Source organism: Asanoa sp. WMMD1127, assembly GCF_029626225.1.
Taxonomy (GTDB): Bacteria; Actinomycetota; Actinomycetes; order Mycobacteriales; family Micromonosporaceae; genus Asanoa.
Genome location: NZ_JARUBP010000001.1, coordinates 3638481 through 3661163, shown reverse-complemented (window position 1 = coordinate 3661163; position 22683 = coordinate 3638481). Strand labels below are relative to the sequence as shown.

General features: G+C 72.7%; 21 protein-coding genes. 10 read left to right on the top strand and 11 right to left on the bottom strand.

The window, feature by feature from the left end:
• The first annotated feature begins 134 nt into the window (after window positions 1-134).
• The 7 genes from O7635_RS17445 (at window position 135) to O7635_RS17415 (ending at window position 6361) form a co-directional block, all read left to right on the top strand.
• Window positions 135-566, top strand: coding sequence for a hypothetical protein (locus O7635_RS17445; protein ID WP_278081488.1), 432 nt, complete (start codon window positions 135-137; stop codon window positions 564-566).
• A complete protein-coding gene (locus O7635_RS17440) occupies window positions 563-982 on the top strand; it encodes a ferritin-like domain-containing protein (protein ID WP_278081487.1) in 420 nt (139 codons plus the stop codon). The genes O7635_RS17445 and O7635_RS17440 overlap by 4 nt, the downstream gene beginning before the upstream one ends.
• A 43-nt stretch (window positions 983-1025) precedes the next feature.
• A complete protein-coding gene (locus O7635_RS17435; RefSeq protein ID WP_278081486.1) occupies window positions 1026-1604 on the top strand; it encodes a PadR family transcriptional regulator in 579 nt (192 codons plus the stop codon).
• Window positions 1601-2314: an ABC transporter ATP-binding protein gene (locus tag O7635_RS17430; RefSeq protein WP_278081485.1), complete on the top strand. Its 714-nt coding sequence runs from the start codon at window positions 1601-1603 to the stop codon at window positions 2312-2314. Before O7635_RS17435 ends, O7635_RS17430 begins: the two co-directional genes overlap by 4 nt.
• Complete coding sequence (locus tag O7635_RS17425) at window positions 2311-5022, top strand: FtsX-like permease family protein (RefSeq protein ID WP_278081484.1); 2712 nt, start codon at window positions 2311-2313, stop codon at window positions 5020-5022. Before O7635_RS17430 ends, O7635_RS17425 begins: the two co-directional genes overlap by 4 nt.
• Before the next feature lie 39 nt (window positions 5023-5061).
• Window positions 5062-5526 (top strand): nitroreductase family deazaflavin-dependent oxidoreductase, encoded by a 465-nt coding sequence (locus tag O7635_RS17420; protein ID WP_278081483.1) that lies wholly within the window; start codon window positions 5062-5064, stop codon window positions 5524-5526.
• 118 nt (window positions 5527-5644) lie between these two features.
• The gene (locus tag O7635_RS17415) at window positions 5645-6361 is read left to right on the top strand and encodes a nucleotidyltransferase domain-containing protein (protein WP_278081482.1); all 717 of its coding nucleotides are present in this window, start codon (window positions 5645-5647) and stop codon (window positions 6359-6361) included.
• Between the two features lie 557 nt (window positions 6362-6918).
• On the opposite strand, the gene O7635_RS17410 is transcribed toward O7635_RS17415, so the two are convergent.
• Complete coding sequence (locus O7635_RS17410; RefSeq protein WP_278081481.1) at window positions 6919-7224, bottom strand: STAS domain-containing protein; 306 nt, start codon at window positions 7222-7224, stop codon at window positions 6919-6921.
• 67 nt (window positions 7225-7291) lie between these two features.
• On the opposite strand from O7635_RS17410, the gene map reads away from it, so the two are divergent.
• Both map and O7635_RS17400 read left to right on the top strand, forming a co-directional pair.
• A complete protein-coding gene (gene map / locus O7635_RS17405) occupies window positions 7292-8149 on the top strand; it encodes a type I methionyl aminopeptidase (protein WP_278081480.1) in 858 nt (285 codons plus the stop codon).
• The gene (locus tag O7635_RS17400) at window positions 8146-8853 is read left to right on the top strand and encodes a VIT1/CCC1 transporter family protein (protein ID WP_278081479.1); all 708 of its coding nucleotides are present in this window, start codon (window positions 8146-8148) and stop codon (window positions 8851-8853) included. The genes map and O7635_RS17400 overlap by 4 nt, the downstream gene beginning before the upstream one ends.
• A gap of 26 nt (window positions 8854-8879) precedes the next feature.
• Here O7635_RS17400 and O7635_RS17395 read toward each other — a convergent pair whose 3' ends face one another.
• The 9 genes from O7635_RS17395 to O7635_RS17355 form a co-directional block, all read right to left on the bottom strand.
• Window positions 8880-9473 (bottom strand): pyridoxamine 5'-phosphate oxidase family protein, encoded by a 594-nt coding sequence (locus O7635_RS17395; protein ID WP_278081478.1) that lies wholly within the window; start codon window positions 9471-9473, stop codon window positions 8880-8882.
• Between the two features lie 44 nt (window positions 9474-9517).
• Window positions 9518-10213 (bottom strand): gamma-glutamyl-gamma-aminobutyrate hydrolase family protein, encoded by a 696-nt coding sequence (locus O7635_RS17390; protein WP_278081477.1) that lies wholly within the window; start codon window positions 10211-10213, stop codon window positions 9518-9520.
• A gap of 147 nt (window positions 10214-10360) precedes the next feature.
• Window positions 10361-11065 (bottom strand): gamma-glutamyl-gamma-aminobutyrate hydrolase family protein, encoded by a 705-nt coding sequence (locus tag O7635_RS17385; RefSeq protein ID WP_278081476.1) that lies wholly within the window; start codon window positions 11063-11065, stop codon window positions 10361-10363.
• 62 nt (window positions 11066-11127) lie between these two features.
• Window positions 11128-11892, bottom strand: coding sequence for a 3-oxoacyl-ACP reductase (locus tag O7635_RS17380; protein WP_278081475.1), 765 nt, complete (start codon window positions 11890-11892; stop codon window positions 11128-11130).
• A gap of 23 nt (window positions 11893-11915) precedes the next feature.
• A complete protein-coding gene (locus tag O7635_RS17375) occupies window positions 11916-13271 on the bottom strand; it encodes an aldehyde dehydrogenase family protein (protein WP_278081474.1) in 1356 nt (451 codons plus the stop codon).
• 9 nt (window positions 13272-13280) lie between these two features.
• The gene (locus tag O7635_RS17370) at window positions 13281-14648 is read right to left on the bottom strand and encodes a glutamine synthetase family protein (protein ID WP_278081473.1); all 1368 of its coding nucleotides are present in this window, start codon (window positions 14646-14648) and stop codon (window positions 13281-13283) included.
• 51 nt (window positions 14649-14699) lie between these two features.
• Complete coding sequence (locus tag O7635_RS17365) at window positions 14700-15425, bottom strand: FCD domain-containing protein (RefSeq protein WP_278081472.1); 726 nt, start codon at window positions 15423-15425, stop codon at window positions 14700-14702.
• Between the two features lie 539 nt (window positions 15426-15964).
• Window positions 15965-17536: an amino acid permease gene (locus O7635_RS17360; RefSeq protein ID WP_278081471.1), complete on the bottom strand. Its 1572-nt coding sequence runs from the start codon at window positions 17534-17536 to the stop codon at window positions 15965-15967.
• Between the two features lie 21 nt (window positions 17537-17557).
• Entirely contained in the window at window positions 17558-18508 is a 951-nt protein-coding gene (locus O7635_RS17355) for a choline/ethanolamine kinase family protein (protein ID WP_278081470.1), read from the bottom strand.
• A gap of 141 nt (window positions 18509-18649) precedes the next feature.
• Between O7635_RS17355 and O7635_RS17350 the strand changes: the two genes are divergently transcribed.
• On the top strand, window positions 18650-21049 hold the full coding sequence (locus O7635_RS17350) for an FAD-dependent oxidoreductase (RefSeq protein ID WP_278081469.1): 2400 nt from the start codon (window positions 18650-18652) through the stop codon (window positions 21047-21049).
• A 165-nt stretch (window positions 21050-21214) separates the two neighbouring features.
• Here the strand turns inward: O7635_RS17350 and O7635_RS17345 are convergent, their stop codons facing one another.
• Entirely contained in the window at window positions 21215-22501 is a 1287-nt protein-coding gene (locus O7635_RS17345) for an MFS transporter (RefSeq protein ID WP_278081468.1), read from the bottom strand.
• Window positions 22502-22683 lie beyond the last annotated feature (182 nt).

The window sequence follows — 22683 nt, the reverse complement described above, 5'->3', positions numbered from 1 at the left end:
GCCTAACGCGCTGCGGCGCGGGCGAACCTGCCGGCGCACCGAACCCCCCGACCGGGCTGCCCATGGTGTTGACTGACCACGTGCACGGCGGTGATGAAAACGACAAAAACCCCATTCGAGTACGGCGTCGCGCCGTGCTCGCGTTCGGCGCGGCCCTCGCGGCCGGCGCGGCGGGCGGCTGCGGCCTGCTCGACCGGGAGCCGGACGAGCCGCCACCGCCGGACCCGCTGCTGCCGCTGGCCGACGACGCGGTCCGGCTGGCCACGCTCTACCGCTCGGCCGCGACCGACTTCCCCGACCGGGCCGGGGTGCTGACCCCGATCGCCGACGCGCACGACGCCCACGCCCGTGAGCTCGCCCGGATCATGGCCACCCCGGCGCCGAGCCCGGCCGCGAGCGCCAGCGCCGGTGGGGCTGTCGAGGACCGGATCGAGGCGCTCCGGGCGGCCGAGAAGACCGCCTACGACGCGGCGGTGCAGGCCTGCCTGCGCACTCCCGCCCACCGCGCGGTGCTGGTCGGCTCGATCGCCGCCGCCCGGGCCACCCACCTGGAGGCGCTCAAGTGACGGGTGAGCTGACCGCCGCGCTGTCGGCGGAATACGCGGCCATCTTCGCGTACGGGCCGATCGGGGTGCGGTTGACCGGGGCGGAGCAGTCCGCCGCCCGCGCCGCCGAGGCCGCCCACCGCACGCTGCGCGACGCGCTGGTGGTGGCGCTGCACGGCACGGGGCTGCCGCCGGCCGCGGCCGCCTACACGCTGCCGGAGCCGATCGTCGACCGGGCCGCGGCGCTGCGGGTGGCGATCGCCGTCGAGGAGAAGACGGCGGCCGTCTGGCGGGCGGCCCTCGGCGCCACCGTCGACACGCAGCGCCGGCAGGCCCTCGACGCGCTCACCGGCTGCGCCGTGCGGGCCACCCGCTGGCGCCGCTTCGCCAAGGTCGACCCGATCACCGTCCCCTTCCCGGGGAAAGCGCCCGCTTAGTCGGAGTTGCCAGCCGCATACTCCGTATGCATACTCAGTAGCCATGTCCATCAGACACGGCCTGCTCGCGCTGCTCGAGCGCGGCCCCATGTACGGCTACCAGCTGCGCGCCGCCTTCGAGGAGTCCACCGGCGCCACCTGGCCGCTCAACATCGGGCAGGTCTACACGACCCTGTCCCGCCTCGAGCGGGACGGTCTGGTGCGCCCGCTGCCGGAGAACGACGGGGGGCAGCGGCCGTACGAGCTGACCGACCTGGGTCGGGCCGAGATCAACGTCTGGTTCGCCACCCCGATCAGCCGCACCGACCGCCCCCGCGACGAGCTGGCGATCAAGCTGGCCCTCGCGATCACCACCCCCGGCGTCGACGTGCGCACGGTGGTGCAGACGCAGCGCACCGCCACCATCCAGACCCTGCAGGAGCTGACCCGGCTCAAGCAGCGCTCCGACCAGCCCGGCGACCTGTCCTGGCGGCTGATCCTCGACGCGATGGTCTTCCAGGCCGAGGCCGAGGTGCGCTGGCTCGACCACTGCGAAGCCAGCCTGGTCCGCTACCAACCCCCGGCACCGAGCGCCACCGGCGCCGGCGAAGAGGCCGACGAGCGTACGGAGGCCCACCTGTGATCCTCGAACTGCGCGGTGTCCACCGCACCCACGGGACCGGCGACACCGCTGTGCACGCCCTGCGCGGCGTCGACCTCGGCGTCGCGGCCGGTGAGCTCGTGGCCGTCATGGGCCCCTCCGGCTCCGGCAAGTCGACCCTGCTCAACCTGGCCGGCGGGCTCGACTCGCCGAGCCAGGGCGAGGTCGTCGTCGAGGGCGAGGTGCTCGGCACGCTCAACCGCAAGCAGCTGGCCCGCCTGCGCCGCCGGCACGTCGGCTACGTCTTCCAGGACCTCAACCTGCTGGCCAGCCTCACCGCGGTCGAAAACGTGGCGCTGCCGCTCGAGCTCGACGGCATGGCCGTACGCAGGGCCCGCAAGCTGGCCGCGACGGCGCTCGACGAGGTGGGCCTGGCCGACCTGGCGCCGCGCTTCCCCGACGAGATGTCCGGCGGCCAGCAGCAGCGGGTCGCGATCGCCCGCGCGCTGGTCGGCGACCGCCGCCTCGTGCTCGCCGACGAGCCGACCGGCGCGCTCGACTCGCAGACCGGCGAGGCCGTGCTGCGGCTCCTGCGCAGCCGGGTCGACGCGGGCGCCGCCGGTGTGCTGGTCACCCACGAGGCCCGGCACGCGGCGTGGGCCGACCGGGTGGTCTTCCTGCGCGACGGCGTCGTCGTCGACACCACCAGCCCGGTCGGCGAGCCCGAACAGCTCCTCGGGGTGGATGCATGAGCGCATGGCAGACGTCCCTGCGCATCGCGTTGCGCGAGGCGCGGCGGGCGAAGGGGCGCACGGCGATGGTGCTCGTGCTGATCACCCTGCCGGTGTTCGGGCTGGCTTTCGCCGCGGTCACCTACGACATGTTCGACCTGCGGCCGGCCGAGCGGATCGACCGGCAGATCGGGTCGGCCGACGCGCAGCTGGTCTGGTACGACAAGGCCCCGGTCCGGCAGAGCCTCGACGGTGAGAACTGGGACAGCGGCCAGCAGAACCCGGGCGGCAGCGGTGAGCCGTTCCTCCCCACCGAAAAGGACGTGCTGGCCCAGCTGCCCGCCGGCAGCACGGCGCTGCGGACCACCCAGGCGTGGATCGAGATGCGCACGGCGACCGGCATCGGCGGCCTCGAGGTGCTCGGCATCGACGCGGCCAGCCCGCTGGCGAAGGGCCTGGTCGAGGTGCGCGAGGGCCGGGCACCGGCCAACGCGTCCGAAGTGGCGCTCAGCCGCCGGGGCCTGGACCGGCTCGGCGCCCACGTCGGCGGCACCGTGCAGGACGCCAGCCGCACGGAGACCTACACCGTCGTCGGCCTGGTCGAGGCGCCGGGCAACCTCGGTGAGCTGATGGTCCGCCTGCCGGCCCCCGACGAGGCCGCCAACTGGCTGGTCGGCACCCCGGCCCCGGTGACGTGGTCCGAGGTGCGGGCGCTGAACGCCCACGGCATGGCCGTCAAGTCCCGCAGCGTCATCCTGGACCCGCCGGCCGACCCCGAGGGCGTGCTCCCGAGCAACTCCGGCGGCATCGACGGCGGGCTCAAGGTGGCCGCCGTGGTCGGCGGGCTCGGCCTCTTCGAGGTCGTGCTGCTGGCCGGTCCGGCGTTCGCGATCGGCGCCCGGCGCCGGCGGCGCGAGCTGGCGCTGGTCTCCGCCAACGGCGGCACCCCGGCCCACCTGCGGCGGATCGTGCTGGCCGACGGCATCGTGCTCGGCGTGGCCGGCGCGGTGCTCGGCATCGGCCTCGGCATCGCCGGCGCGCTGATCGCCCGGCCGCTGGTCGAGGTCTACCTGGCCAACGAGCGGGCCGGCGGCTACCGGGTCTATCCGCTGGCGCTCGTCCTGATCGCCGCGCTCGCCCTGGTCACCGGCATCCTCGCCGCGCTCGCCCCGGCGGTCGCAGCCGCCCGGCAGGACGTGGTCGCGGCCCTGACCGGCCGGCGCGGCGCGCTGCGCTCCCGCCGCCGCTGGGTGGTGCTGGGCGTCCTGCTCGCGGTCCTCGGTGGACTGGTCGCGGTGGCCGGCGCGGCGACCGCGCGGGCCGAGGCGATCCTCGGCGGCCTGGTCGTCGGCGAGCTCGGGCTCGTGCTGATCACCCCGGCCCTGGTCGGGCTGATCGCCAAGCTCGGCCGGTCGCTGCCGCTCGGGCCGCGGATCGCGCTGCGCGACACCGCCCGCAACCGGGCCGCCGCGGCGCCGGCCATCTCCGCGGTGATGGCCGCCGTGGCCGGCTGCGTCGCCATCGGCGTGTTCCTGTCCAGCGACGCCGACCGGCAGGCCGACACCTACCGGACCGGCCTGCCCCTGGGGTACGCCGCCGTGCAGCTCATGGAGCCCGACGCCGGCCTGCCCACGGTGGAGCGGGTCACCGCCGCCGCGGCCGGCAGCCTCGCGGTGACCGGGGTGCGCCAGGTCGACACGATCGGCTGCCCCAAGGTCGACGGCGAGGCGACCTACTGCTACGTCAGCCCGAAGATGCCCACCGAGCTGGCCTGCCCGTTCACCAACAACACCGGCCCCCTGTCGCCGGACCAGGCCCGGCAGGCCCTGGCCGACCCGCGCTGCCAGCAGCCCGCCTTCCTCTACGGCAACATGCCATTCACCACGGTGGTCGGCGACGGCGGCAACCTCGGCGCGCTGTCCAAGCCGGCGGACGACGACGTGCGGGCGGCGACCCGGGTGCTCGCGGCGGGCGGCGCCGTGGTCAGCGACCCGCGTCTCGTCCAGAACGGCAACGTCACACTCGAGGTCAAGGGCGACGCCGGCGACGGCAGCGGCGAGAAGGTGCTCCGCACCGCGGTGGTGCCCGGCTACGCGCTGCGCACCGGCGTCGAGATCGCCAACGGCGTGCCGACGAACGGGCTGCAGCGCACCTACCTGTCGCCGGCGGCGGTGGCGGCGCTCTCGCTCGACACGGTGCCGGAGGGCTTCGTGATCGCCACCGGCCAGGTGCCCGACCAGGCGGCGCAGGACAAGCTGGCGGCGTCGGTCGCCGAACTGCCCGGCAAGGGGTACGCGACGGTCGAGACCGGGCCGCCCTCGGGCGTACCGACGGAGGCGCTGATCCTGGCCGCGGCCGCGATCATCGTCGCGCTCGGGGCCACGTTCGTGGCCACCGGGCTGGCCGCCGCCGACGGCCGGGCCGACCTGTCGACCCTGGCGGCGATCGGCGCCGCGCCCAGCGTCCGGCGGGTGCTCACGCTCAGCCAGGCCGGGGTGATCGCCGGGCTCGGCTCGCTGCTCGGCACCGCGGCCGGCTTGGGGACGGGCTGGGCCATCCTGGCCGCGTTCAACCGGCAGTTCGCCGACAACTGGCCGCGCGAGGTCGCGTACCCCTTCGCGGTGCCGGGTGTCGTCCTGCTCCTGCTGGTGTCGATCCCGGTGATCGCGATGCTCGGCACGGGACTGCTCACCCGCGCCCGGTTGCCGATCGAGCGCCGGGCCGACTGAGGGATCCCGCACCGCGGCCCGGAGCCGCAGACTGTGCCGATGTCACTCTTTCGGGCGACAGCCCGCCGGCTCGGACCCACCCGGTTCCTCTACCGGGTGGGTCCGGTGCTCGTACCCCTGGATCGGATCGTCAGCCGGCTCACCCGCGGCCGCGTGGTGGCCCTCGGCCTGATCCCGTCGGCGCTGCTGACCACCCGCGGGCGGCGCACCGGGCTCGCGCGCGACAACCCGCTGCTCTGCCTGCCCGACGGCGACGGTTTCCTGGTGGTCGGTTCCAACTGGGGGCGGCGTTCGCAGCCCGCCTGGGCGCTCAACCTGCTCGCCGAGCCGGCCGCGACGCTGACCGTCGGCGGTGCTGCGGTGCCCGTGCGGGCTCGGCTGCTCGACGGCGCCGAGCGGGCCGCGGCGTGGGCGCGGCTGCTGGCGGTCTGGCCGGGGTACGCCGCCTACGAACGGCGGGCGGGGCACCGCACCATCCACGTCTTCCGGCTGGACCGGGTCTGAACGTCCCGGCATCGTGCCATCGCCGCGGCATCCACGAGCGCCCCGCCGGGAGCGCGCCCACCATGGCCGCATGACATCGCAGTGGATCGGCCCGACCTGAGACGACACAATGACGGCCGTGCCCGACGAGCCGAACCCGTACCTGGCGAACCCGCGCTGGGTCGTGGCCGAGCTGGTCGCTGACGCGGCCCGCCGCCGCTATCCCGCCGACATCCTGGCGATCGGGGTGCACGGCTCGCTCGCGCACGGCGACGACCACGACACCAGCGACGTGGACCTGGTCGTGGTCACCTACCGGCCCGGCGCCGGCCCCCGCCCGGTCACCCGCCGCGTCGACGGGGTGCTCGTCGATCTCGGCGTGGTGGGGGCGGAGGAATACCTGCGGCACGCCCGCACCCTGACCACCTCGTGGCCGCTGGCCGCGGACCGCTACGTGACCACCAAGCCGATCCACGACCCGGACGCCTGGCTGGACCAGCTGCGCGACGTCCACCTGGGCCGGCTCGCCGAGGCGCGCACCGCCGAGTTCACCGCCCTGGCCCGCGAGGCCTGGTGCCGGGGCGCGTCGGCGCACGCCCGGGCGACCCGGTTGGCGGCCTTCTACGAGAGCGACGCGGCCCTGGTCGTGCTGGCCGAGGTCCGCCTGGCCGCGGCCACGGTGATCGGCCTGCTCACCCGGACCTACTTCCGCAACAGCGCGGACGCGGTCCACCGCACGGGCGTGGCCGGCGCCGACCTGGCCGAGCTGGGCGTGATCCTCCGCGACCAGGCCCAGGACCTGGCCGACCGCGGCCGCCCCGTCGACGGCACAGTCAGCGACCTCTTCGACCGCTGACCGCTCACCCCGGCCGGCGAAGCCGGCGGTAGCCGGCAAGCCGGCGCTGACCTTGGCCCACCCGGCGCCCTGTCGCAGCCTCCGGCTGGCGAAGCCGGCGCTGACCTTGGCCCACCCGGCGCCCTGTCGCAGCCTCCGGCTGGCGAAGCCGGCGCTGACCTTGGCCCACCCGGCGCCCTGTCGCAGCCTCCGGCTGGCGAAGCCGGCGCTGACCTTGGCCCACCCGGCGACCTGTCGCAGCCTCCCGGCCGGCAAAGCCGGCGCTGACCTTGGCCCACCCGGCGACCTGTCGCAGCCTCCCGGCCGGCAAAGCCGGCGCTGACCCGGCGCCCTGTCGCAGCCTCGCGGCTGGCGAAGCCGGCGCCGAGGCGGTGCCGCGCCCGCCGCCTCTCTCAAAGCCGGCGGCGGCCGGCGGAGGTGGCGCTGGGGCGGTGGTGGCGCCGCCTTGGCGGCGACCGGGGGCGGACCTGGCAAGCGGAGCGCCAGCGGAGCGATCCCCGGCGGGAGCGACGGTCGTGCCCACGGCGGACCCGGGACCGCCCGATCTTGATCTTGGCCTATTCGGGAGACAGCCAGCTCTGGTCGCCGAGGCCGGCGATGTCGAGGACGCGGCGTACCCGGCGGGACGGGATGACCTCGAGGTGCGGGATGCGGTCGGTGAGGCGCACGAGCGCCTGGATGGCCGCCGAGTCGAAGAAGGTGACCGCGCGGAGGTCGAGGGTGACCTTGTCGGCGGAGTCACGGGTCGCCGCCTGGAACATCTGGTCGGCGGTTGCCATGTCGACCTCACCGGTCACGACCACCCGGCGGTGGTCGGCATCACCCTCGCTGGTGGCGGAGAAGACGGTCTCCTCTTGATCCACGGCACCAACCTTGGCACACCCCTCTGGCCCCGGCAAGCAACCCCTCGGCGTCGCTAGTGTGTGAAGCATGGCCGACCGTGCTCCGCTGACTCCCGGGAAGATCTCGCCGCTGCGTCAGGTGCCGTCCTCGATCCCTCGACCGGAATACGTCGGAAAGAAGGGCCCCACCCCCTGGCGCGGCTCCCACGTGCAGACGCCGGAGACGGTCGAGAAGATGCGGGTCGCCGGGCGGCTGGCGGCGCAGGCCACCCAGCTGGCCGGGGAGCACTGCAAGCCGGGCGTGACCACCGACGAGATCGACAAGGTGGTGCACGAGTTCCTGGTCGACAACGGGGCCTACCCGTCGACGCTGGGCTACAAGGGCTTCCCCAAGTCGTGTTGCACCAGCCTCAACGAGGTCATCTGTCACGGCATCCCGGACACGACCGTGCTGGAGGACGGCGACATCGTCAACGTCGACGTGACGGCGTTCATCGGTGGGGTGCACGGCGACACCGACGCGACGTTCCTGGTCGGGGACGTCGCCGAGGAGAACCGGCTGCTGGTCGAGCGCACCCACGAGGCGATGATGCGCGGGATCAAGGCGGTCGCTCCGGGCCGCCAGATCAACGTGATCGGTCGGGTGATCGAGTCCTACGCGAAACGATTCGGGTACGGCGTCGTCCGGGACTTCACCGGGCACGGCATCGGGGAGTCGTTCCACAGCGGGCTCTACGTGCCGCACTACGACAGCCCCCGGCCGACCGATCTGATGGAACCCGGCATGACCTTCACCATCGAGCCGATGATCACATTGGGCACCCACGACTACGACATGTGGAGCGACGGCTGGACCGTCGTGACGAAGGACCGCAAGTGGACGGCGCAGTTCGAGCACACGATCGTCGTGACCGAGGACGGCCACGAGATCCTGACCCTTCCGTGACCGAACCGGAACTGCCGCCACCGCACCATCACGCCGACGTATCCGGGGGCCGACTGCGCCCCGCGGTGTTCGGCGCCATGGACGGCCTGGTCACCAACATCGCCCTGATCGCCGGCGTCGGCGGTGGCGGGGTGGGCTCGCGCACCCTGGTGCTGACCGGCGTGGCCGGCCTGGTCGCGGGGGCGATCTCGATGGGGCTGGGCGAGTACACGAGCGTGCGCAGCCAGAACGAGCAGGTGCGGGCCGAGGTGGCCAAGGAGCGCCGCGAGCTCGAACGCAACCCGGTCGGCGAGGCCAACGAGCTCGCCGAGGCCTGGGTCCAGCGGGGATTGCCGCGCGAGCTGGCGACGCAGGTCGCGCACGCCCTGCGACAGAACCCGCGGGAGGCGCTGCGGGTGCACGTCCAGGAGGAGATGGGCGTCGACGCGGAGGACCACCCGAGCCCGTGGACGGCGGCGATCCTGTCGTTCGTCTTCTTCTCGGTCGGGGCCGTCGTTCCGTTGCTACCCTATTTGCTCGGTTTGTCCAACCTTTGGGTGGCGCTGGGGGTCGGCGGGTTCGGGTTGTTCCTGGCCGGGGCCCTGGTGGCACGGTTCACGAAGCGGTCGTGGTGGGGCAGCGGGCTGCGACAGCTGGCGCTGGGCGCGCTGGCGGCCGCGGCGACCTATGGCATCGGGACGGCGATCGGCGTCTCCGCCGCCTGAGCTCGACGGCCGCCGGGCAGCGCGGGCTAGGCGGCCGTAGCCGGCCGGCCCGGGGCGGGCGCGTCGACGTCGAAGGCCGGCAGCCCGTCGATGCTGGTCGCGTTCTTCTTCCGGCGGTAGTCAGCCAACGCCACGTCGTCCTTCCGTGACGCCCACTGCAACAGCACGTCCCGGTCACCCTCATAGGTCATCAGCGGCACCGCATAGCCGCACGAATCGCTCACCCGGCTCACCTCCACGGTGACCACACCGCGAAGACCGCCCAGATCCGGCGCGTCCGGGAAATTCGCCACCAACGCCGCGCAGTCCGGATCGCCGATCGGCGTGTAGAAACCCTGCCCGTGCAACCGAACGATGTTCGGCGGCCCCTGGAACGCGCAGAACATCAGCGTGATGCGGCCGTTCTGCCGCAGGTGGGCCAGCGTCTCGGCCCCGCTGCCGTGGAAGTCGAGATAGGCCACCCGGTGCTCGCCCAGCACCGCGAACGTGCCGCCCATGCCCTTCGGCGACAGATTGACGTGACCGTCGTCACCGGACGGCGCCGTCGCCACGAAGAACATGTGCTGGGCTTCGATGAAGTCCCGCAACCGGCCGTCGATCCGTTCGTACAACTTGGCCATGGCCTTGATCCTGCCACCGCCGGCAGGCCCGACGCGAGGCGGTTTCAGCTGCTGGAAGCCGCCCCGACCAGGGCCGCGAACAAGCGATGGTCGGTCGTGTCCTCCGGATGCCACTGCACGCCGATGGCGAACCGCAGCGCCTGGTCCTCGACGACCTCGATCAGGTTGTCCTCGGGGCACCAGCCGGTCGCGGTCAGCTTGCCCGCGTCGGCGACGCCCTGGTGGTGGAAGGAGTTGACCTCCACCGACTCGCCGAGCAGCTGCCGCCCCAGCGAACCGGGCGCGAGATCGACCCGGTGGAACCCGAACTTCGGACCCGACACGGGCCGGTGGTTGTCGTGCCCGAGCACCTCGGGCAGGTGCTGGTGGAGCCGCCCGCCGTAGGCGACGCTCATCAGCTGCATCCCCCGGCAGATCGCCAGCACGGGCAGGTCGGCGGCCAACGCGGCGCGCAGCAGCAGCAGCTCGGCGGCGTCGCGCTCGGACTTGACCACGGTCGTGGGGTGCGCCTGCTCGCCGTAGAGCGCCGGGTCGACATCGGAGCCCCCGGTGAACACGATGCCGTCGAGCCCGTCCAGCGCGTCGACGTCGGGAGCGTCAGGGGTGATGAGCACCGCGCGCCCGCCGCTGGTGTGCACCGCCTGCACGTAGGCCAACGGCAGCACGGCGGCGAACGTGTCGTTGAGCCCGAACCTCGCCTCTTCGGCGTAGGTGGTCAGGCCGATCACGGGCCGGGACATCAGCTCACCCTAGCGGAAAAGGCGGGATTCAAAACCAATAACCGGGCGGTCCCGGGCCCGCGGTGGTCCGGACCGTCGCTCCCGCCGGACAAACTCGCTGGCGCGTCGAGCCAGGCCCGCGGTGGGAAACCCGCGGCGCCCAGACCTTTAGCCGCGAGCGGCGTCGATCAGCGACTCGAAGATGCGGCGTTCGCCGGACTCTTCGGGGTGCCACTGGACGCCCAGGACGTACGGCTTGGCCGGGTCCTCGAGCGCTTCGATGACGCCGTCGTCGGCGCGGGCGGTGACCGTCAGCGTGCCCGGGTCCGCCACGCCCTGGTGGTGGTAGGTGTTGACCTCCACGCGACCGTCACCCTCGGGGCCGTCGCCGGCGACCTCGGCGGCCAGCGAGCCGGGCTCCAGCGTGATGCCGTGGAAGCCGTAGACGCCGGGGGCCGGGCGGTGCTTGTCGGAGCCGACCACGTCGGGCAGGTGCTGGTGCAGCCGGCCGCCGCAGGTCACGGCGAGCAGCTGCATGCCGCGGCAGATGCCCAGGACCGGCAGGTCGGTCCGCAGGGCGGCCGCGAGCAGCACGGACTCGCCGCGGTCGCGGTCGGGTCGGCTGTCGGTGAGGGGGCCGGGCGCCTCGCCGTAGAGATCAGGTCCGAGGTCCGCCCCGCCGGCGATGATCAAGGCGTCGAGGGCGCGCAACACGTCGGCGTCGGTGTCATCGGGGGGCAATATCACCGCCCGGCCGCCCGCGGCGGTCACCGCGTCGACGTAGGCCTTTTTGATCAGTGCCGCGTCCTGGTCGAGCCACACACCCCAGGAAGCGGGTTCTACATAGGATGTAATTCCGACGATCGGTCGCACGGTTGCTGAGAACCTCCTCCCCGATAACATTGCTACCCGGCAAACGGATCGCCAAACGATCGCTACAGGGGTGTGACGTATGCCCCCGTAATTCCGCCGTCGACGACAAATTGCGCCGCCGTCATGAACGAGGCGTCGTCGCTGGCCAGGAAGGCCACCGCGGCCGCGATCTCGTCCGGCTGGCCGAACCGGCCCATCGGCACGTGCACCAAGCGCCGCGCGGCCCGCTCCGGGTCCTTGGCGAACAGCTCCAGCAGCAGCGGCGTGGCGATCGGTCCGGGGCACAGCGCGTTGACCCGGATGCCCTCCCGGGCGAACTGGACGCCCAGCTCACGGGTCATCGCGAGGACTCCGCCCTTGCTCGCGGTATAGGCGATCTGCGAGGTTGCCGCGCCCATCAGCGCCACGAACGACGCGGTGTTGATGATCGAACCCTTGCCCTGGCGGCGCATCTGCGGGATCGCGTACTTGCAGCACAGATAGACGCTGGTGGTATTGACCCGGATGACCCGTTCCCAGGCGTCGAGTCCGGTTTCCAGAATGGAGTCGTCGTCGGGCGGCGAGATGCCCGCGTTGTTGAAGGCGACGTCGACCCGGCCGTGCCGCTCGGCGACGCCGTCGAACAGGTCGCGGACGCTGTCCTCGTCGGCCACGTCACAGAACACGAACTCCCCGCCGACCTCGTCGGCCGCCGCCTTGCCGGCCTCGGCGCCGACGTCCACACAGATCACCTTGGCGCCCTCGGCGGCGAACCGGCGGGCGGTGGCCAGGCCGATCCCGCTGCCGGCGCCGGTGATCACGGCAACCCGGTCCTGGAGCCTGTTCATCGAGCCTCTCAATCTGTGGCGAGTCAGTCTGTGGCGAGGAAGACGTTCTTGACGTCGGTGAACGAGAGCAGCGCGTCGGGGCCCAGCTCACGGCCGAGTCCGGACTGCTTCATGCCGCCGAACGGTGTCCAGTAGCGGACCGACGAGTTGGAGTTGACCGACAGGTTGCCGGTGTCGACGCCGCGGGCCACCCGGATCGCCCGGCCGGCGTCGCGGGTCCAGATCGAGCCGGACAGGCCGTACTCGGTGTCGTTGGCCAGCCGGATCGCGTCGGCCTCGTCGTCGAACGGCAGCACCGAGACGACCGGGCCGAAGATCTCCTCGCGCCAGTGCCGGTCGTCGACCGAGTCGGCGAGCAGGACCGTGGGCGCGTACCAGAAACCGGGTCCTTCCGGGGCGGTGCCGGTGAACGCCACCCGAGCGCTGTCATCCACATAGGACGCCACCGAGGCCCGCTGGCCGGCGGTGATCAGCGGACCCATCTCGGCGGTCTCCAGCGCCGGATCCTCCACCCGGAACGCCTTGACCGCAGGCTCGAGCAGTTCGAGGAACCGGTCGTACGCCGAGCGCTCCACCAGGATCCGCGAGCGCGCGCAACAGTCCTGGCCGGCGTTGTCGAACACGGCACCCGGCGCCCCCGCGGCCGCTCGCTCCAGCTCGGCGTCGGCGAAGACGATGTTGGCGCTCTTGCCGCCCAGCTCCAGCGTCACCCGCTTGACCTGCTCGGCACAGCCCCGCATGATCCCCTTCCCGACCTCGGTGGAGCCGGTGAAGCAGACCTTGCGGACGGCCGGGTGGGTGACGAACCGCTCCCCCACCACCGAGCCGCGGCCCGGGATGACCGTGAACACTCCCTCCGGCAACCCGGCCTCGAGGGCCAGCTCCGCGAGGCGCAGCGCGGTCAGCGGCGTGACCTCGGCCGGCTTGAGCACCACGGTGTTGCCGGCGGCCAGCGCGGGCGCGAAACCCCAGCCGGCGATCGGCATCGGGAAGTTCCACGGCACGATCACGCCGACGACACCGAGCGGCTCGTGGAACGTCACGTCGAGACCGCCGGCGACCGGTATCTGCCGGCCCATCAACCGTTCCGGCGCGCCCGCGTAGTAGTCGAGCACGTCGCGGACGTTGCCGGCCTCCCAGCGCGCGTTGCCGATCGTGTGGCCGGAGTTGCGCACCTCCAGCTCGGCGAGCTCCTCGAGGTGGGCGTCCACGGCGGCGGCGAACCGGCGCAGCAGCCGGGCGCGATCACCGGGCGCCAGCGCCCGCCACGCGGGAAACGCCGTGGCGGCACGCTCGATGGCGGCGTCGGTGTCGGCCGGACTGCTCGCCGGCACGGTCTCGATCGGCAGCCCGGTGGCCGGGTTGACCAGCTCGGTCATGGTGCTCCCTCACAGCCGCTCGAAGCCGCGGAACAGCTCCCAGTCGGTGACCGCCGCGTCGAAGGCGGCCAGCTCGACCCGGGCCCGGTTGGCGTAGTGGTCGACCACGTCGGCGCCGAACGCCGCGCGCGCGATCTCCGACTCCTCCCACAGGGCGGCCGCCTCCCGCAGCGTGCTGGGGACGCGGGGGGACGAGTCGTCGCCGTACGCGTTGCCGGTGAACTCCGCCTCCAGGGGCAGCTCGTGCTCGATGCCGTGGATCGTGCCCGCGACCAGCGCGGCGATCGCGAGGTAGGGGTTGACGTCGGCGCCCGGCACCCGGTTCTCCACCCGCATGCCCTGGCCGTGGCCGACCACCCGCAGCGCGCAGGTGCGGTTGTCGCTGCCCCACCGCAGCGCGGTCGGCGCGAACGAGCCGGGCTGGTAGCGCTTGTAGGAGTTGATGTTGGGTGCGAACAACACGCTGAACTCGCGCATCGTCGCCAGCAGGCCGGCCAGCGCGTGCTGGCCCGTCTTCGACAGGTGGGCCGGCCCGTCGCCGAGCATCGCCGAGCGGTCGTCGCTGTCGCGCAACGAGAAGTGGATGTGGCAGGAGTTGCCCTCCCGCTCGTTGGGCTTGGCCATGAAGGTGATCGACATGCCTTCCTGGGCGGCGATCTCCTTGGCCCCGTTCTTGTAGATGACGTGGTGGTCGGCGCAGGTGAGCGCGTCGGCGTAGCGGAAGGCGATCTCGTGCTGGCCGAGGTTGCACTCGCCCTTGGCGCTCTCCGGCACCAGTCCGGCGCCGGCCATCTCGTTGCGGATGCGGCGCAGCAGCGGCTCGACCCGCGCGGTGCCGAGCAGCGAGTAGTCGACGTTGTAGAGGTTGGCCGGGTGCAGCTCGCGGTAGCCGCGCTGCCAGGCGTCCTCGTAGGAGTCCCGGTAGAGGACGAACTCGAGCTCGGTGCCGGCGAAGGCCGACAGCCCGTGCTCGGCGAGGCGGTCGAGCTGGCGGCGCAGGATCTGCCGCGGGCTGGCGCTCACGTCTCCGGAGCCGTCGAGCCAGGCCAGGTCGGCGAGGAGCAGGGCGGTGCCGGGCTGCCAGGGTACGCGGCGGAGGGTGGACAGGTCGGGCACCATCGCGAAGTCGCCGTAGCCGCGCTCCCAGCTCGACATCGCGTAGCCGTCGACGGTGTTCATGTCGACGTCGACGGCCAGCAGGTAGTTGCAGCCCTCCGCGCCGCCCTCGGTGACCTCGTCGAGGAAGAACCGGCCGTGCAGCCGCTTGCCCTGCAGCCGGCCCTCCATGTCGGTCAGCGCGAGCGCGACGGTGTCTATCTCACCGCCGTCGACGGCCACCGCGAGCTCTTCGAGCGTGAGCGCCGGTTCTCGGGTCATTCCTCGCGCCTCCATTGCAAAAGGTCTACTCGTAAACCATTGGTGCGTCAATCATCCGAGCAAGCCACGCAGCAGCACGGCGGTCCCGTCGCAGTGCTCCTCCATCGTCGCCCGCGCGGCGGCCGCGTCCCCGGCGAGAATCGCGTCGACGACCCGGGTGTGTTGCAGGTCGGAGTGGTCCAGGTTCTTCTTGATGACCGGAATGCTGGCCAGCAAACCGTCGAGCGTGAGCTGCACGTCGGCCACCGCCGCGGCCAGCGACGGGCTCCCGCTCGCGGCCGCGATGGCCAGGTGCAGCCGGGAGTCGGCCACGCGGCGGGTGGCCGGGTCGCGGTCGCGGGAGGCGGTCAGGCTGGCCACGAGCCGCTGTCGGTCGACGGCCGCGAGGGTCCGGGTCGCCGCCAGCCCCGCCGCCCCGGGCTCCAGCACCCGCCGGAAGTCGAGCGCGTCGTGCAGGGCGTCGCCCATCCGCCGCGCCAGCTCGGCGGCGCCGCCGTGCCTCGGCCGGGTCGGCCGCCGTCCCTTCTCGACGGTTCCCGGCGTCACCACGAAGGTGCCGCCGGTCCGCCCGCGCCGCGACTCGAGAAAGCCGGCCTCGCGCAGCGCCCGGATCGCCTCCCGCAGGGTGACCCGGCTGACCTGGAGCTGCTCGGCGAGCTCCCGCTCGGGCGGCAGCCGGTCACCTTCGCCGACGAGCCCGAGCCGGATGGCCTGCGCGAGCCGCGAAACGGTGATCTCGAAGGCGTTGCCCCCGCGGACGGGCCGCCACAGCGGCACGCCCGCCACCTCGGTGACGGCCGGATCCGCCCGCCGGCCGGGCCGGATCGCCTCGTCCAGCGACCGCCACCGCTGCTCGGCCGTCCCCGCCTCCGTTCGCGCCGCGGGCGTCAGCCCAGCCTCCGCCGAACGCGGCCGGCGGCTTGCCGCCGCGGTTGTCAGCCCAGCCTCCGCCGAGCGCGGCCGGCGGCTTGCCGCCGCGGTTGTCAGCCCAGCCTCCGCCGAGCGCGGCCGGCGGCCTGCCGCCGCGGTTGTCAGCCCAGCCTCCGCCGAGCGCGGCCGGCGGCCTGCCGCCGCGGAGGTCAGCCCAGCCTCCGCCGAACGCGGCCGGCGGCTTGCCGCCGCGGGGGTCAGCTCAGCCTCCGACGCCAGGGGCTGCCGGCTGGCCGTCGCGGCGGACGCGGTGGGTTCCGCGGGTGTCGGGTCGGCCGCGGCCGGAGGCGGGCGGCGGGCCCGCTTCCGGGCGGCGTCGGTGGGCATTGGGCGTACCCCCAATCCCGCGCGGCCGGCGACGCGCGCCGGCCGCGTGGGTCGCAGCGTCAGGGCGTCTTCCATGCGTCGGCCACGCCCGGTTCCTCGATCGTACGGCGCGGGCCGGTGAACCACTTGCGGGCCGAGAGCAACCACCAGAGCCACACCGCGAGCAGCACGCCGCCGACGGCCAGCGGCGCGTAGTTGACCGCGCTCCACGTGAAGTCGTCGCTGAACGGGACCGCGGCCGGGGTGAACGGCATGATGAAGTAGATCGAGATGATCGCGATCTCGATCACCGCGATCCAGCCGAGCACCTTGTAGCGGGAGCCCAGCGTCCACGGGCCCGGGCGGAACCGGTCGCCCATCCGGAGCCGCAGCGCGATCGGGATGAGGAACGCGAGGTAGAGGCCGATCACCGCCACCGAAACGACGGCGTAGAAGGCGACCGGGATGCCGTTGTACTGGTAGAGGGCCGGCAGGGTGAGCACGCCGCCGGCGACGGTGCCGGCGATGATCGCGTACACCGGGGTGCCGTCGCGGTTGACCTTCGACCAGAGCCGCCAGCCGGGGACGGCGCGGTCGCGGCTGAACGCGTAGGTCATCCGCGACATGGACGTCACGCAGCTCATGCCGCAGAAGAACTGGCCGATCGTCGAGATGATGATGACGATCTTGAAGAACACCGGGGTCAGCGCGGTCTCGAAGATGGCGCCCGAGAAGCCGCCGGCCTCGTTGATCGCGTCGACGTCGGTGGCGGCGAACAGGAACGCCAGCAGCAGGATCCAGCCGCCGATGGCCGAATAGAAGATCGACTGCCAGAGGCCCCGGGCCGCCGCGTGCGAGGCGCCGCGGGTCTCCTCCGACACGTGCGCGCAGGCGTCGAAGCCGGTGATCGTGTACTGCGTGAGCAGGAAGCCCAGCGGCAGGATGAAGAACCAGAACATCAACCCGTTGTGGTCGCCGTTTCCGAAGCCGGAGTTGTTGAACCGCTCGGTGAAGACGAACTGGAAGCTCTGGTGGTTGTCCGGCACGAACACCAGGATCAGCACCACCGCGGCCGCGCCCGCGACGTGCCACCAGACCGAGACGTTCTGGAGGATGTCGATGATCGCGTGACCCCAGATGTTGATGATGCCGTGCAGCGCCAGGATGATCACGAAGAGGAGGAACGCCTGGTTGAGCGTGCCGGCCCACCCGTCGAACAGCGCCGACAGCGTCAGGTTGAGGAACGTGGCGCAGCCGTAGTCGACCGACGCGGTCACCGCGATGAGGCCCACCAGGTTGAGCCAGCCGGTGAACCAGCCGTGCACCGGCTTGCCCATCTTCGCGGCCCACCAGTAGATGCCGCCGGCGGTGGGGTACGCCGAGACGAGCTCCGACATGCAGAGCCCGATGATCAGGATGAACGCCGAGATCAGCGGCCAGCCCCAGGAGATGGCGATCGGGCCGCCGTTGTTCCAGGCCTGGCCGAACGTGGTGAAGCAGCCGGCCAGGATCGAGATGATCGAGAACGAGATGGCGAAGTTGGAGAAGCCGCTCCACTTGCGCCGAAGTTCCTGCTTGTAGCCGAGTTCCGCGAGCCGCTGGGCATCGTCGTCCAGTGGCTGCTCACCCGTCTCGGGCGACGTGGTCGTCACTGCAACACCTCCTTGAGGCGGTCATAACGGGGTGGCCGTGCGGCCCGCGGCGGCGTCGATCAGGCGTCCCAGCTCGGGTGCGTCGAGATCGCGGGTGGCCCGGGCCCATTTGTCGGCCGCTTCGCCCGCGTAGTCGAAGGTCGACGTGCGCGCGCTCAACAGGCCGTGGTGCACGGAGAACCAGAGCGTCCAGGTGACATTGGACAGAACCTGGTTGAGCCGGACCCGGGCGATCAGCGCGGGTACGGTCTCCGTGCCGTAGTAGGCGGTCGCGAGGGCCGCCGTCCGGTCGGGGTCGAAGTCGGCCTCGGCCGCTATGTCACCCAGCTCGAAGGCCGGGTCGTTGTTGCCGGACAGCTGGTAGTCGACGATGCGCACGTCGCCGGCCAGGTCGATGAAGTTCTCGGGCAGCAGGTCGTTGTGGCACGGTCTTACCTGGGCCGGCTGCCGCGCGATCGCGACGCCGATCGCGTCCACGATGGACTGTCGGTCGTGGTAGCCGGCCGGGATTCCCAGGTCGTGCCGGCGGCAGATGTCGAGCAGCTCGCGCCGCTTGGCCAGGATGTCGAAGTCGTTGGCGAAGGCCGGGCCGGCGTGCAGCCGCCGGCACGCGGCCGCCAGCTTGGGGATCGCCTCGTCGGCCCGCACGTCGTCGGCGTGCAGCGTGCGGCCCGGCAGGAACTCCAGCACGAGCGCCGGCACGTCGGGCAGCACCTCGATCACCCGGGCGCCGGCACCGCTGTCGGCCGCCCGCCGGGTGTTCTCGATCTCCTGCTCGGGCGGGATGCCCAGGCCGGCCGCGGAAACCGCCGGGTCGAGCACCCGCAACAGATAGCTGCGCCCACCGGTGTCGACGCGCCAGATGTGGTGCGACAGTCCACCGGCGACCGGGGTGGCGCGCACCGGACGATCGGCGAAGAGCGAGACGCGGCGCAGCACGTCGCCCGCCTCGGGTCGCTCCGCCATCCGCATGCCCGCCTCCGCCGCATGCCCCCGTTCTCCTAGGCGGGAGTGTTGACCCGCGTGATCACGCGGGTCAATACTCACGAGGTTAAAAGTTCACTGACCGGATAGCTGATTTGGTCAGACCTTTCTGGTGGTAGGACTGCGCAGGTGCGGACCGAAGCGCGCGTGGTGATCGTCGGTGGCGGGGTCGCGGGCTGCAGCATCGCCTACCACCTGGCCCGGCTGGGCTGGACCGACGTGCTGCTGCTCGAGCAGCACGAGCTGACCGAGGGCACCACCTGGCATTCGGCGGGCTTCGTAGGCCAGCTGCGCTCCACGATCAGCCAGACCCGCATGATCATGTATTCGTCGTCGCTCTACGCCGAGCTGGCCGAGCGCACGGGTCTGGACCCCGGGTGGCGTGGCGTCGGCGGCGTCCGGCTGGCCACGACGCCCGCGCGCGAGGAGGAGCTGCTGCGCCAGGCGTCCTCGGCGACGACGTACGGCCTGGAGATGGAATTGCTCTCCCCCGCCGCCCTGGCGACGCGGATGCCTTTCCTGGACGTGTCGGACGTGCGGTCGGCCGGCTGGCTGCCCGGCGACGGCTACCTGCGGCCGGACGCGCTGGCCGGCGCGCTGGCGGCGGGTGCCCGTTCGCTCGGCGTCACCATCGCGACCGGGGTCACCGTGACCGGGGTCGAGGTGGTCGGCGGCCGGGTCGCCGCGGTGGAGACGTCGCACGGCCGGGTCGCCACCGAGATCGTGGTCAACGCGGCCGGCGCGGCGGCCGGGCACGTCGGCGCGCTCGCGGGGGTCGCGATCCCGGTCGTGCCGATCAAGCACCAGTACGTGGTCAGCTCGCCGCTCCCCCTCGACGACCTGCCGGCCCTGCCGACGGTGCGCGACCCGGACCACATCGTCTACTTCCGTGGCGGCGGCGATCCGCCGGACGGGCTGTTGATCGGCGGGTACATCCGCACGCCGCCGGTGTGCTGGCCGTCGTCGGGACCACCGCTGGCGTCGCCGCGATCGCTGTTCCCGCCGGACCTTTCGCTGTTCGCGGAGTCCTGGGCGGCCGGCCGGCGTCGGGTGCCCGCGTTGCGCTCGGCGTCGATCGCGCGGGTGGTCAACGGCGCCGAGGCGTTCACGCCCGACGGCGAGTTCCTGCTGGGCGAGACGGCGGTACGCGGCTTCTGGGTGGCGGCCGGCTTCTGCGTGCACGGTCTCGCGGCCGCCGGCGGTGTCGGCAAGGCGATCGCGGAGTGGATCGTCGACGGCCAGCCGGAACTCGACATGTCCACCATGGACATCCGCCGGTTCGGCCCGCACGCGGCCAGCCGGTCCTGGGCGACGGCCAAGGCGCTCGACGCGTACTCCCGCTACTACGACGTGGTCTATCCGCACACCGAGTGGACGGCCGGGCGACCGCTGCGCCGCTCGGCGATCTGGCCGCGGACGCTGGAGGCCGCGCTCGGCGAGAAGGCCGGCTGGGAGCGGGTGAACTGGTTCCCGGCGCGGCCGTCGGACCCCGACGCCGTGCGTCCCGCCGGCTGGGCGGGTCGGGTGTGGTCGCCGGCGATCGCCGCTGAGTGCCGGGCGACCGCGTCGGCGGCGGGCCTGTTCGACCAGTCGTCGTTCGCGAAGCTGGACGTCCGCGGGCCTGGCGCGGCCGCCTTTCTCCAGTGGATGTGCGCCAACGACGTCTCCCGTCCGGTGGGCGCGGTGACCTACACGCAGCTGCTGAACGCCCGCGGCGGCATCGAGGCCGACCTGACCGTGACCCGCCTGGGGCCGGACCACTTCCGCGTCGTGACCAGCACGGCTTCGGGGGTACGCGACGCCGCCTGGCTGCGCCGCCACGCCCCCGCGGACGTGGTGGTAGACGACGTGACCGGTGCGTACGGCTGCCTGTGCCTGTGGGGTCCGGCCGCCCGCGAGATCGTGGCGCCGCTGGTCGACGGCTCGCTCGACACCCGCTTCATGCGGGCGAGCCGGGTCACGCTGGGCCCGGTGCCGGTGCTGGCCCAACGGGTGACCTTCGTGGGTGAGTTCGGCTGGGAGTTCTACGCGCCGACGGAGTACGTCCTGACGCTCTGGGACCTGATGGTCGACGCGGGCGCGCCACACGGCCTGCGCCCGGCGGGCTACCGGGCCATCGAGTCGATGCGGCTGGAGAAGGGCTACCGGGTGTGGGGCTCGGACATCACGCCCGAGACCACGCCGAACGAGGCCGGGCTGTCGTTCGCGGTCCGGACCGACAAGGACTTCCTGGGCAGCGCCGCGTTACGGGGCGCGTCCCCGACGCGCCGCCTGCGCTGCCTGGTCCTCGACGACCCGACGGCCGTCTGCCTGGGCACGGAACCGGTCCGGGTGGCGGGGGAACCGGTCGGCCGGGTCACCTCCGGCGGCTACGGCTACCGCGTTGAGGCGTCGATCGCCTACGCCTACCTTCCGTCTACTGTGGAGCCTGGCGAGCGGGTGGAGGTAGGGATGTTCGGCGGGTGGCAGGACGCCACCGTGGTGAGGGAACCGTTGTACGACCCGGAGAACCGCCGCATCCGCGGCTAGCCGCGTTCGGCCCGGCGACACACCGCCGGAGCCGCCGCAGGCTGGGCCGGCGCCCGTCCCCGCCTGCGGCGGGCCTGCCCTCAGGGCAGCCGAAGCCGCTCGCACGTCGAATCGCCGCAGTGCCGCTGGGTGTGGCTCGGCACCGTTCGGCCGGCGTTCCGGTTCCTACGCCTCGATGCGGTCGGGCGCCGGCACCGGCTCCCGCTGCGCGGGCGTCGGCGTCTCGTCGGCGTCCGGGATCGGCTCGCCGGCCAGCCGCCGCAGCGGTGACAGCCACGCGAACACCACCCCGATCCCCGTCATGGCCGCCGTCCAGATGATGGCCGTCCGGGGATCGGTCGCCTCCGAGACCAGACCGCCAAGCAGCGCGCCCACCGGCCAGCCGACGCCGAACGAGATCATGCGGCCGGCGGTGTTGACCCGGCTCTGTAGTCGGTCGGGCGTGACCCGCTGCCGCAGCGTGATCGCGGTCAGCACCACCATCGAGTAGACGATGGCCCACAGACCCAGCATGGCCGCCGCGACCACCCAGTTGGTGGCCAGGCCGCAGGCCAGGCCGGCCAGCGCCGAGAGCGGCAGGAACCACAGCGTCACCCGCGGCTCGCCCAGCCGCCGCGACAGGCGCGGGAACAGCACCGCGGCCACGATGCCGCCGGCGCCCCAGACGCCGTACATGATGCCCAGGCGTGCGTCGTTTGTCGGGCGGATGCCGAGCGTCTGGTCGAGCCACGGCACGAACTGGCCCATGAAGGCGCCGCCCGTCATCGACTGCAGGCAGCCGATGACGGTCTGTGTGCGGACGATCGAATGCCGGCTCAGGAAGACGACGCCTTCGCGGATGTCGCGGAGCATGCCCCCCGGCGGGCCGGGCACGCCCGTCTGCAGCGGCGTGGCGATCGCCCGCACCAGCAGCGCCGACACCGCGAACGACACCGCGTCGACGAGCAGCAGCGGCGCGGGGGCGGTCAGCGTGATCAGCACACCGGCGAGGCCGGGCACGATGATCTCCAGGACCGTGCCGCCGCCGTGGACGGCCGAGTTGGCGGCGGCGATGCGGGCACGGCCGACCAGCGCCGGCAGGGCGCCGAAGTTGGCCGCGTCGAAGAAGACGAACAGGATCTGGGTCAGGAACGCGACGACCAGCACGTGTGGCGCGGTCAGCACGCCGAACGCCCAGGCCGCCGGGATCGAGCCGAGCACGACCGCGTTGACCAGGTCGGCGATCACCATCACGCGGCGGCGGTCGAGGCGGTCGGCCAGGGCGCCGGCGAACAGGCCGAAGCAGAGGTAGGGCACGCCCTCGGCGACGACGACGAACGCGGTCCACAGGCTCGAGCCGGTCACCGAGTAGATCAGCACCGGGAGCGCCACGTAGGTGACCAGCGAGCCGGTGAGCGAAACCATGCGGGCGAGCCAGTAGCGGCGGAAGTCGACGTCGGCGAGGAGGCTCACCGGGACATCATGCCGGTGGGCACCGACAAATACGTTGCCGCGTCGATCGCCGTACCGCATGATTGGTCTCAGGTCAAGAGGGGCCCCAACGACTCCGCGCACTCGGCAAGCGCGAACGCACCGGTGCGATTCACCTCTCTCATCGCACCGGCGCGAGGCGGCGGACGGGCGCGCGGCTCACC

Coding starts and splice junctions, on each gene's coding strand:
- O7635_RS17435 (WP_278081486.1), top strand. CDS start 1,026: ATGTCCATCAGACACGGCCTGCTCGCGCTGCTCGAGCGCGGCCCCATG.
- O7635_RS17425 (WP_278081484.1), top strand. CDS start 2,311: ATGAGCGCATGGCAGACGTCCCTGCGCATCGCGTTGCGCGAGGCGCGG.
- O7635_RS17420 (WP_278081483.1), top strand. CDS start 5,062: ATGTCACTCTTTCGGGCGACAGCCCGCCGGCTCGGACCCACCCGGTTC.
- map (WP_278081480.1), top strand. CDS start 7,292: ATGGCCGACCGTGCTCCGCTGACTCCCGGGAAGATCTCGCCGCTGCGT.
- O7635_RS17395 (WP_278081478.1), bottom strand. CDS start 9,473: ATGGCCAAGTTGTACGAACGGATCGACGGCCGGTTGCGGGACTTCATC.
- O7635_RS17390 (WP_278081477.1), bottom strand. CDS start 10,213: ATGTCCCGGCCCGTGATCGGCCTGACCACCTACGCCGAAGAGGCGAGG.
- O7635_RS17380 (WP_278081475.1), bottom strand. CDS start 11,892: ATGAACAGGCTCCAGGACCGGGTTGCCGTGATCACCGGCGCCGGCAGC.
- O7635_RS17375 (WP_278081474.1), bottom strand. CDS start 13,271: ATGACCGAGCTGGTCAACCCGGCCACCGGGCTGCCGATCGAGACCGTG.
- O7635_RS17370 (WP_278081473.1), bottom strand. CDS start 14,648: ATGACCCGAGAACCGGCGCTCACGCTCGAAGAGCTCGCGGTGGCCGTC.
- O7635_RS17355 (WP_278081470.1), bottom strand. CDS start 18,508: ATGCGGATGGCGGAGCGACCCGAGGCGGGCGACGTGCTGCGCCGCGTC.